4 protein-coding genes are annotated in these 11,676 nt (G+C 55.1%); all 4 read right to left on the bottom strand.

Going from position 1 to position 11,676, the window contains the following annotated elements:
* On the bottom strand, nt 1-2,128 hold a 2,128-nt coding region (locus Q0349_RS03690), incomplete at its 3' end, for an SNF2-related protein (protein ID WP_298079528.1).
* Nucleotides 2,125-5,403: a DEAD/DEAH box helicase family protein gene (locus tag Q0349_RS03685; protein WP_298079527.1), complete on the bottom strand. Its 3,279-nt coding sequence runs from the start codon at nt 5,401-5,403 to the stop codon at nt 2,125-2,127. The genes Q0349_RS03685 and Q0349_RS03690, both read right to left, overlap by 4 nt.
* Entirely contained in the window at nt 5,403-8,336 is a 2,934-nt protein-coding gene (locus tag Q0349_RS03680; protein WP_298079526.1) for a site-specific DNA-methyltransferase, read from the bottom strand. Before Q0349_RS03680 ends, Q0349_RS03685 begins: the two co-directional genes overlap by 1 nt.
* Nucleotides 8,337-8,413: 77 nt before the next feature.
* Nucleotides 8,414-11,410 carry a mechanosensitive ion channel domain-containing protein gene (locus Q0349_RS03675; RefSeq protein ID WP_298079525.1) on the bottom strand — a complete coding sequence of 999 codons (2,997 nt, stop codon included), beginning with the start codon at nt 11,408-11,410 and terminating at the stop codon, nt 8,414-8,416.
* Between the last annotated feature and the right edge of the window lie 266 nt (nt 11,411-11,676).

Genomic DNA, 11,676 nt, shown 5'->3' with positions numbered 1-11,676 from the left:
ACCATTCGCCCAGCGGCGTGTTCGGGCGGAAGGGAAAATCCTGCGGGTCGGCCGTCAAGCGATAAAAGCCGGTTTGTGCGGCAGTAAGCGGTGACCGTTGTAGATAAAAACGGCGCTTTTCCGCGTCGAAGCGGTCAGCGTAGGGGTGCAAGACAAACTGCGACAGGCGCCAGAACCAGCGGCTTGCCTTGTCCAGGCGCTGGTCAATTTCCGTGTGGCTCAGCTTCAGTCGTTCAATCACGTCCTGATCGAGCGCATCGTGCATGGTCGCTTCGGTTTGCGCCATGCGCGCGCTAATCGCTTCCTCCAAATCCGCCTGCAACCGGTCAAAGGCGTGGTTGATTTCCTGCGGGGTGCGGCAGGTGTCGAAAATCTGCGTGACGCGCTTTTCAAAATCAAGATCGGCATTTTCCACCCGCCCCAGAATATCGTTGGACGCGCCGAAAAGTCCGCTGAAGAGCTGAAATTTCTCGGTTAGCAATTCGAGAATACGCTTGTCTGCCTCGTTGCGACGGTTGAGGAAATTCATCACCACCACGTCAAACTTCTGCCCGTAGCGGTGGCAACGGCCGATGCGCTGCTCCACCCGTTGCGGATTCCACGGCAGGTCGTAGTTAATCAACAGCGAACAAAATTGCAGGTTTACGCCTTCCGCCGCCGCTTCGGTGGCAATCATGATTTGCGCCGCATCGCGAAAGCGGTCAATCAGCGCGGCGCGTTTGTCGGCAGAAACCGAATCGGTAATGCGCCCCCGGTTTGCCGGGTCGGCGCGCCACGCCTCATAAATGGCACGCGCGGCGGCGTCATTATTCGTGCCGTTAAACAGCACCACCTTGCCCGCATAACCGTTGGCGTGAAGAAAATCGGCGAGATGCTGCTGCGTGCGCGTTGATTCCGTAAAAATAATCGCCTTTTGCGCCGCGTCCAGCTCTGCCATGCGCGCAAAGCCGCTTTGCAACGCTTCCAAAAGTGCCTGCGCCTTGCTGTCCGTGCTGTTGCACAAGTGCTGCGCCTGCGCGATAAACCCCTCCAGCAGGGCGATTTCCTCCGCCAGTCCCTTCACATCGGGCGACTCCGGCGGCGCGTCTGCTTCCTCCCATTCCTCCGCGCTGTCATACACATCCTCGCCGGGAAAGAGCGCGGGCAGCGCCGTTTCCTGCTTGCCCTGTTGCAATGCGAGCAGGCGGCTGCGCATCGCCTCCAGCGTACCCAGCACCGCAAACGGGCTGGAAGCAAGCAACTTGCGCAAAATCATCCCGGTGAGATGGCGCTGGCGGCGCGGCAGGGCGTGCGAATGCTCGCGCTGCAAAAATGCCGACACATCTTGATACAGCGCGAACTCGTCATCGCGCGGTGTAAATTGCTGCGTCAGCGCATGGCGGCTGGTATAGCGCACATACTCGCGCACATCGCGACGCAGCGTGCGCTGCACAAAACCACGCAAACGCAGGCGCAGTGCATCGCTATTGCCTTGCGCAATAAAATCGCGGCGGAATTGCTTGGCATCGCCAAATAAATGCGGGTCAAGAAAGAGCGACAACCCATACAATTCCATCAGCGAATTTTGCAAAGGCGTCGCCGTCAACAGCAGCTTCTTTTTCCCGGCAAAGGCGACGCGCAATGCCTGGCCGATTTTATTGCCATCCTTGTAGGCATTGCGCAACTTGTGCGCCTCATCCAGCACGACACAATCCCAATCCGCCGCCTGCAATGGCGCGGCATACTTGCGCGCAAATTCATAAGACACAATCAGCACGCCATCCTCAAACGGCGGCAAACTGCCCTCGGCAATCCTGCCGGGCAGGGCGAATTTCTCGCGCAATTCCTCCTGCCATTGCTTGCGCAAAGCCGCCGGACACACCACCAGCAAACGCCGTCGGCGCTCCGCCCACAGCTGACACAGCGCCAGACCAGCCTCAATCGTTTTGCCCAGCCCGACCTCATCGGCGAGTATCACTCCCTCATGCAGTGGATGCCTGAGCGCAAATAACGCCGCCTCAATCTGGTGCGGATTCAAATCCACCTGCGCACTCATCAGCGCGCCGGTCAAATCCCCGGCATCATTATTATGGGAAAGACAAGAAATCTCATGGGCAAAATACTTGGCCTGATGCGCGGTCGTCTTCATGCCATTTCCCCTTCGTCCAAAATCATGGCAAACATCTCCGGCAAATAATCATCATCCATAAAGAGAATATGTTTCTCGCGGAAATCTGCGTCCGACCAATCCGCGACATTGAGCAAATCCTGCCGCGCAGTAACCGAGAGAATAAAACTGTTCAAAGCAATATCCAGCTTTAACTCCCGCTGCAAGCGCTTGACCTCATCGGCAAGGCCAAATTTCGGGTCGCTTAAATCCATCTGGCGGATACCCTTCGGGTCAATCAGCGACAGCCATTGCTGCCCGCTTTCCTTGTCTACCAACCATAAAAGAAAATCAGGATAAAAATTCCCGGCTAGAGCAAAACCTAATCCCTTACTCTTATTTGCCGCATTGCGCAACAAATACAAATCACGACCGCCTGTCCAGCGTAATAACTCGCCGCTATCATGCGCCTCCTGCAAATCATGAACAAAGCGGATTTCACTATCCACATTCATATTCAGCGGCTGCATCTTTAGCGGCAGGCTGTCTTTGTCTTCCAGCACCATAATTGGATAATACAAATGCGCCGGAAAACAAATGGCGCTGATTTGTGGCGCGCGCCAATTAAGCGCTTCCTTGATGCTGTCAGATTCGACAAGTCGCTTTAATTCCCGCAGCTTTTTCTCATACTCGCGCCCGTCATCATTCGGCTCTATCGCAAATTGATAGCCGTTTTGCATTGAGCCATTGTCGCTATCGACCAGCGCCGTTTCATAAAACTGCCCCTCATATGCCGCTTTAAGCCGCGCATAAAATGTTTCGGTATAAAGGCACAACAATTCCAGCAACAAATCCTGCTGTTTGAGTACATCGGCAAAAGAATGCACGATGAGCGCGCTTGCCGGAATAAACAGCGTGTACCAGTCATTGCCTTCGACAAACGCGCGCAAGCGGTCTTTATCGAGGCGCAAATTGCTCCAGGTGCGCCGCTGTTTGAAATCGAGCAGCCGCAAATAAATAGCGTCCCAATCAAACAGCGGAAACAGACGGCTATCCAACGTATGAATTTCGCGCTGATTCAGCGGCAACGCATTACCCGGCGTAGTGCTTAAGGCTTCCACGCGCGGATAGCGGTCAAGCGTGGCATGAATCTTTTTAATCTTGCCGCGCCATTCTTCTGGTATCTCATACAAATCTATTTTTTTCTGCCGCTTGAAGCCCATCTTCTGATTGTCCTTATAGCCATCTTTCAGGCGCAGCGTTTTTAATTGCACCGCAGGCAAATTGGGCTGCACCTTGAAATCCACCATCAGCATTTCATCCGGCGGGGTAATGCCTTCTTCGCGCAAATAGGCCTTGAACTGCTCCATATAACCGGCGCGGATGCCGAAAATATTGAGCGTTTCTAATTTATCGAGATGCAAACCTTTTGGTCGTTCTGCTGCCAAACTGCGTTTCAAAGAAAAGCCGCGCCCTTTCAGGCGTACTCCACGGCCAAAAAGCTGAATAATCTGGCTGCCCTCGCTTTTGCCCATATTGAGCAAACCCATGGTAGAAACGCGCCAACTTGACCAGCCTTCTGAAAATTTACGCGAGCCAATCAGCACATGAATCGGGCTGTCTTTCTGGTTAATCTTGCTAAAAAGAGCGGGCGAAAAATCATCGCTGCGGCAGACAAAATCCTCGCTGCCTTCCGCCGTTTTGAAAAACCCGCTGGCATCGCCAATATTGATCACGGCAAACGGCGTGCCATTCTCGCCCACCGCTAAGGCAAGCTCGCCCTCGGCTTTTTTCAATAGCGACAAATGCAAACGGCCGCCCGCAGGCGCATGAAAAAGACGCTGCAAAATATCGGCGTACAAATCCGCTTCCTTGCCAAGAAACGTCATCAGCGGCGCAAAGCGCTGACTGAAAATATTGTTGCCGTGCTTATCGACAATCTGCGCCCTGTCTTCCAGCAAAGCGTGCAACCAGCGCTGTACTTCCGTCGCCTGGTTGAGGAAAAAAGCGAGAAAGCGCACCACCTGCAACACATCGCTGTCATCATCGGCAACCTTGTTGCCGACAAATACCCACAGCGGCCGCTCCAAATTCCATTCATCAAGCTGCGCGCCCCCCATATCAAACAAATACAGCTGCTGATAAAACGACAACAAACAGGCAGTCAAATACAAATCGCCGTGCAACTCATAGCCCGCATCATCCATATTGAGAATCAGGCTTTCCTTGCCATAGCCATCGGCATAAAAATACTTGTAGGAATAATCAAACAGCACCGCCTTGGCATAAGTTTCAAACATAGCGGTTTGTTTCGCTGCGCGTTTCTCGGCAGTATTCAGCGCTACGATTTCCCGCTGCTCCGCATCCAGATGATTAAGGTTGCGGCTATTGAAGTACATCTTGGCCTTGTTTTTGATTAACTCAATTTCCTGCTCCTTAATTGTTTTTCCTTTTGCGACTGCCTGGCCAAAAGTCGCCGAATACTCAAAAGCAAAACCGTCACCAATCAGCGCTTCACGCCGCTTCATCCACGTATCGCCGGAAGTGCCGCGATGCCCTTCATCGACCAATACCAAATTGCGTCCGGCAAAAGCGGCAACGGCGACGGTTTTGTCGCCATCGCGCTCCGCCAGCTTGTTGATGTCGATGATTTCAATATCGCCAAATAAATCAGCATTGCTGCTGTTTTTGTCAAAAATGGCGGCGCGCAGACCGGAACGGATAAATTCCTGCAAATGCTGCTGGCTTAACCCTTCATTGGGCGTCAGCAAAATGGTTTTATCCATTTTCTCCGGGCAATAATGGCGGAATTGCAGAATATTGACGTGCATCAGTAGCGTTTTGCCACTGCCGGTGGCATTCCAGTAAGCGAGCTTGTTCAAATCCTCGATAGTGTAAGGCGAGAGATTGCGTGCCTCTCTTTCCTGTAAATACTGCGCCAGCGTTTGATTGAGCGCGGCGCATAATGCCTCGCGGCGGTTAAAATACCAGTCAAGATAAATTTCAGTAAAGAGCAGTGACAAATACTGAAAATACTTGAGCTGTAATTCGTGTCCTTCCGCGTGATTGCGCTTGGCGGTAATCTGTTGCCAATGCCGGATAATATTGAAGTCATAGCGGCGCAGCGTCTGTTCATCTATCGCATCACTATGAAAAAGACTGTTGTTGAGCTGCTCGAAGAAGCGGGTTTGCCCACTGTCATCCAGCCCGCTGAAGCGGTCATCACCGAGGCGCGTCTTGAATGCCTGCAAATCGCGTTGGTTAAACAGGGAAAGCAGCCAGCGGTTAATGATGAGGTGGTCATGAAAAGTTGCCATTATTCCGCCTCCGCAAACATCAGGCGGAGAAACTCCGCTTCAATACTGCGAATCTTTAGCGTGCGCGCGCTGCCGCCATCGGCATCGTTGTCCTGCCAAACGGTGGGCAAAGTGTGGTCGCCGTTGATATAGATTGCGGCAAATTCGCTGTCTTGCGGTTTGATTTTCTTTTTCTCTAATAGCCGTTGCAGGCCGTCATAATCCCAGCACTCACAATCACGCCATAGCAGCAATACCCGCTCGCCATCAAGATAACCTTCAATGAAAACATAGCCTTTGTCATGGCGACGGTCTTCCACGGCATCTACCCGCAGCCCCAAAAGGTAATTAAAGGTTTCTACCAAATCAATCAGCTGCGGCGTATAAGCCCCGGCGGAATCGCTGGCGATATTGAGGCGGTAATCGAAGGGCTTGCGGAAATCGTCGCTAGAAAGCAGCGAATCACGGCTTTCAATGTCGATCATATAGTGTAGCAGATAATCCTGCGCGCTTTGTTTGCTCAAGGTATGGGCGAGTAAATCCGGCTTGTGCAGTTGTAAATTGTTGAGCGTGTCTTCATAGCTTTCCAGCTTTAGCACCTTGACGATTTGCGGCACGCCGTGAAAATTGCCGTCGCCATCCGCGTGCGGCTTGCCGTCTTTCCACTCCTTGCTGTAAATCACCTTCTGCACGCGCGGCTTGAGCACGGTATTAAAGTATTCCGCTTGTTCCACCAAAATGTATTTGCGCTTGCCACCGTCTTCACGGTTGAGATTAATCACCGCATGGGCGGTTGTACCGGAACCGGCGAAGTAGTCGAGGATTAAGTCATTTCCTTTCGTATTGGTCTCAATAATAAAGCTAATCAAGCTGGTCGGTTTGGGGAAGCTAAAAGCCTTGTTTCCAAATAATGCGGTTACTTCTTTAGTGCCATCTTGCGACATTCCAACTTTATCCGGGAATTTCGTACTGACCGCGACGCGGCCAAAATTTTCTCCTGCTTTCGCCATATCATCATCCTTAAAATAGCGCATAACCGGATTCTTTATATTCAGGAAGTCATAATCATCCGGAAAAACAATTTTTCCGGCATCGTAATATTCTTGAAAAGTATCAATTGCAACAGCCCAAGTTCTTATAGGATTGGCTGGATATTCTTTGCCATTTTTAGGGTTAATCATGGTAAAAAAGCTATTTGGGCGCTCTTCAGCATTTCTTTGAGTAGTTAAATCGTGGATACGCCATGGTCTATCAGGATAGTCATTCGTCGTAAAATATTTTCTTTCCTTGCCTTCAGTATGGGCTAAAAAATTGTCGCTTTTGGCAAAAGCGACAATATATTCGTAATCTTGTGATATGCCAAATGGTACGTCAGATTTTGCAGTACGCTTGCGCCAAGGGAAAATAGTCATAAAATTTTCCGGGCGAAAAATACTATTACCAATTTTCTTGAGATTATCCTGTTCGCCATCGTCAATGCTGGCAAAGAACCCACCATGGTCATTTAATAGAGAATGTGAGAATTGAAGGCGGTCAATAATCATGGATAACCAGCTTGAATGACGGTAGTTATCCTTATAGATAAATCCGTCGTTGGTCGTGTTATACGGCGGATCAATATAGATACATTTCACCTGTTCACGATAGCGTGCCTGTAACAGGTTTAATGCCTGAAAATTGTCGGAATGGATGAGTAAGCCGTCGGTGGCGGCGTCAAGGTCGGGGAAGTCTTCCTGTTCGGATAGACGGGTAAGCAGGGCGGCCTGAAATTCAGGCGGGTAAAGCGAGGTATCGACGACGAGGTAAGGGTCTGTTTTTACAAGGAAAAAAATATCGAGGGGGGGGGGTAACTGTTTGAAAGCAAAAAGGTTTTTCCATGCCGCGAGCTGTTTTTCGTTGGCAGCGACTTGTTCCAGCAATTCTGCGGGAATGTGGTTCAGGGTAATCAGCCAGTGGCTGGCGGCGACAAATTTCTTTTTCAGCCACAGTTTTTTCTGGAAGTTTTCCAGCTGGGCGAGGAAGTCGATGATTTTATGCGCGATTTGCCGCAGGGTCTGGATAAGGCGTAAGTCGCGTTCCAGCGGGGCGAAGTCGGCGGCGCTCTGCACATTGTCGAGGTTCATCACTTCGTTTTTGATGTAGAAATCCAGCTCGCGCCGCAGGAAACCGCCGAGGTCTTTGTGAATGAAGTAATCGGCGCTGTTTTTGGTGGTGTAGGCGGCAAGGTGTTTTTCCAGCAGGGTGCGGTCGGGCTGTTTTTCGGTGGGCGCGCGGCTGAAGAGTTCCGCCCAGTCTTGCTGCACGCCGCTTGCCTCGGCAATGGCTTTTTTCGCGGCGCTCAGGTAGGCGTCCTGCTTTTCCCCTTTGGGACGCGGCTGGTAGCTGAAGTGGATGGTGAGGGTTTGTCCGTCGGCGGCGGTTTCTACCGGGGCAAGGGCAGGGCGGATTTCTTCGCCTTCGTCGTCGTATTGTGCTTCCTGCTTTTCGGCCAACACAAAGAGGCGAGTGTGGTTCAGGTCTTTTTGGTTGTCCTTGGCGGTGTCGGCGGCGACCAGCTTGAAGTGAACGCGGCGGCCATCGCTGAGGGTAAAGCGGTAGTCGCTGAAGTTCTCGCCGGATTTGGTGTAGTACTGGTCTTTGTTCGCCCAGTGCAGCATGACTTCTTCGCCGTTGTAGGGGATGGCGTAGGTGTTGCCCTTGTAGCGGCGCTGGCTTATGAAGTCGCCTTCGTCGTAGTAGCGCGTGAAGAAGGTGAGCAGGTGGTTGTAAACGGCGGCTTCTTGCGCGGGGTCGGTGAGCGCCGCTTTGACTTGCGCGGGCAGGGTTCTGCCGAGGTATTCGTTGATTTCCGTGCTGCGGCTGTTGAGGATGCGGTAGATGCCGAAATCGAGGTCGGCGCGGTCGGTCTGGAAGATTTCTTTGAGTTTGGCGACGAGTTCGTCAAGGCTTGCCATGTGTGGTCTCCGTGGGGGTAAAAATGAGGCGGTATTGTAGTCAAAAAACCCCGCCGGAGCGGGGGTGGGGGGCAGGCCTATGCCTTCGGCGGTGGTAATTCCGGCCAGTCGCGCAGCTCGCGGGCAGGTTGGTCGGGGGTGGCGGGGAAGTACACGTCCTGTTTCGGGTAGGCGATTTCGATGCCGTGTGCGCGGCAGGTTTGCCAGATGCGCTCAATCACGAGGTGGCGGCTGGTGAGGCGGTGGTGGGTTTGCATATGGATGTGGAATTGCACCCGCCAGGTCATGCCGCGCGGCGAGTAGTCGTAGGCAAAGGCGCCGTAGTCGTGCTCCTGGCTGTCGAGGATGTGGCCTTCTTCGGCGAGTTGGGCCAGCGTTTGCATCAAGAGACCCTTGACGTAGCCGGGGTCGTGGCGGTAGCCGAGGTCGAGGTAGAGGATGGTGCGGGTAATTGGGTCCTGGTGCGACCAGTTCATGAAGGCGCTGGTGACGAAGTCGGAGTTCGGCAGGATGACGCTTTCGTTGTTGAAGGTGGTGATGGTCAGCGAGCGCATACCGATGCGTTCCACCGTGCCTTCGTAGTTGCCGACGGTGATGATGTCGCCGTTGCGCAACGGGCGCTCAATCAGCAGCAGGATGCCGCTGATGAAGTTGTTGGCAATCGTCTGCATCCCGAAGCCGATGCCGACACCGAGGGCGCCGGCGAAGACGGTGAAGGCGGTGAGATCGATGCCGATGACGCGTAGCGCGAGGAAGAAGCCGAGGGTGACGGCGGCGTACTGGCTGAAGACGGCGAGGCTGTTCCTGATGCCGAGGTCGGCGATTTTGTTGTATATCCAGCGGTAGCTGAAGGATTTTATCCAGCCGCCGACGCGGTAGATGATGTAGAGCAGTACCGCCATCAGCAGGATGTTGAGCAGGGTGAAGTGGCTGTTGTCGCCTTTGGTGATGGGGGTTTTGAGCAGGGTCAGGATTTCCTGGATGACCGGGGTGCGTTCGTCCCAGCCGAAGCTGTGTTGCAGCAGGCGGAGGATGAGGAGCAGGCTGCCGTAGGTGAGGAAGGTGTGTACCGGGTTGATGACGTCCTGCGTCCAGAAGACGCCGCGTCCGGTGCGCAGCGCGTGGCGTTTGGCGCGGCGGGCGCTGTCTTTGAGGATGGCGGTAATGGCGACCCAGATGAGGGCGTAGAGGAGGAAGATGAGCAGGTGCGCGGCGATGAGCCAGGCGAAGTTGAGGTAGCCCAGCGTGCCGATGGCGCCGAAAGCGAGGATGCCCGCCGGGATGGTGCGGATGAGCGGGCGCAGGATGCGGTAGGTGGAGTATTCCTGGTAGAAACCGTCCATGTAGGCGAGGCTGCGGCTGGTGGCGCGCCAGACGGGGATGCCGACGAGGAGGTTGTAGAGGGCGAAAATCCAGCGGTAGGCGTCGGTGATGACCGCGTCGTCCAGTATCCAGCCCGCCATCAGCACCAGCGAGAAGAGCAGGCTGCCGACGGCGGCGTAGATGATGGTCGGGCGGATGATGCGGCGTTTTTCCGGGGTGGCGATAAGGCCGGTGGAAATGAGGTTGCGCGCGGCGTAGTAGGGGATGGTGTTGAACAGCAGCACCGCAGGCAGCAGGCGCAGCATATGCGAGGCAGGCGCGGTGATGCCGCTGGTGTGGATGAGGACGAGCGCGAACTGGAAGAGGGCGAGGTAGGGCAGGTTGTTCTTCAGCATTTTGCAGAGGAAAAACAGCAGTCTTCCGGCGAAGGTGAGCTTTTTCTGGCTGGCATAGCGGCGGATGAGGCGGTTCAACACGGCAATCACGCCGAGGGTGGCGAGTGGCAGCAGCGTCGCGGCGAAGGCGATGAGCAGCCATTGCGTGCTGCTCAGGGTGTGCAGGCTGCGGTAAAGCGTTTGCAGGGCGACGGCGTACTGGCCGAGGAAAGTGCCGCCCGCCTTGACGATGGCGGTGGCGCGTTGCGGCAGCGCGGAAAGGTCGCCGCCGAAGCGGTACTGTTCGGTCAGGCGCTCCCTGGCGAGCTGCGAATACTGGCGGTCGGCGATGTCCAGATTCATCTTCAGACTGGTGGTATTGCTCTCCAGCAGGGCGGTGAGCCGCTGAAACTGCGCGTCCAGCGCCTTGCGCCGCGCCGCCACCGTCCCCGGCACCGTGCCGCGCTGGCGTTCATACAATTGGTACTGCTCGCCGACAATATGGCGGTTGCTCTCAATCTGCGGTTGCAGCGCCGCGAAACGGCGCAGCGTCGCGTCCAGCTCGGCGCGGATGCGGTCAATCCGCTCCAGCGACAGCGAAGTCAAATCGGCGAACTGCAACTCCTGCAAGCGCGCCTCCAGCGCCAGCAGCTCATCCTCGCTGTTGGTCAAAAAAATCTGCGAATGCACCAGCGTCAGCTCAATATAGCGGTCAAGCCGCGCCTCACGGCTCAAACTGCCGCTGTTCAACTGCTCGCCCAACTGCGCCAGTTGCCGCTCCAGCTGCGCCAAATCCGCCGCGCGCGACTTCGCCGTCGGCGCCTGCCGCGATGACTCCAAATAACGCTCATTAAAACGCTGATAACGCGCCTCCAGCGCCGCATGAAACTGCTCCGCCAGCGCCACCGCCTGCACCAGCGCATTCTTCTGCCGCTGCAACAACTGACTGTGCCGCTGGCTCGCCGCGAGTTGCGCCTCCGTCTGCGCGCGGTCGCCATGCACATCGCCATTGCCGCGCAGCAGCGGGTTGGACTGCTTCTGCAACAAGGCATTCAGCGCATCACTGCGCTTCTTCTCCATCTCCATCGCCTGCCCGACCGCCGCCTGCTCGCCGCGCAACCCGGCCAAATCCGCCTGCACCTGCTCCAGCGAAACGCGGATGGCGGCCAAATCGCGCTCGCCGACCACCTCCGGCAACTCCTCGTCCTGCGCCGCCGGCAGCGACTTCTGCCAGCTCTCATTGCGCGCCTCTGTCTGGGTGATGATGGCTTCCAGCTGCGCGAGCTGGCTGGCCGACGGCACCGACCCGGCATCATCGAGCGACTGGGCGGATGCGGTGGCGATGAAAAAAGCAAAAACGAGAAAAAAGAAACGCATGGCAGGGAAGGGCAGGGCGGAAAAGGGCGGGTATTGTAGCGGGGCTGCGGGAGAAACGCAGCGTATAGCAATCCTCACAAAGCCCTGTACGGCGTTGTACCGCTGCGGCGTAGGGTGGGGCTTGCCCCACCGTTAAACCTGCGCTTTGCGTCCAACGTGCAAGGGCAGTTGGCGCAGCATAACCGCCCGTTCTCCAAAACAACCATAGTTTCAGGCGTAGGGTGTGTGGCGGCGCAGCCGACACGCACGCGGGAATTTGACATCGG

The organism is uncultured Cardiobacterium sp. (assembly GCF_938028185.1).
Taxonomy (GTDB): Bacteria; Pseudomonadota; Gammaproteobacteria; order Cardiobacteriales; family Cardiobacteriaceae; genus Cardiobacterium.
This window is presented reverse-complemented; position numbering and strand designations above follow the sequence as displayed.

Bases quoted from the DNA above. Each gene is read 5' to 3' on its own strand.
- Q0349_RS03685 (WP_298079527.1), bottom strand. From the start codon at position 5,403: ATGGCAACTTTTCATGACCACCTCATCATTAACCGCTGGCTGCTTTCC.
- Q0349_RS03680 (WP_298079526.1), bottom strand. From the start codon at position 8,336: ATGGCAAGCCTTGACGAACTCGTCGCCAAACTCAAAGAAATCTTCCAG.
- Q0349_RS03675 (WP_298079525.1), bottom strand. From the start codon at position 11,410: ATGCGTTTCTTTTTTCTCGTTTTTGCTTTTTTCATCGCCACCGCATCC.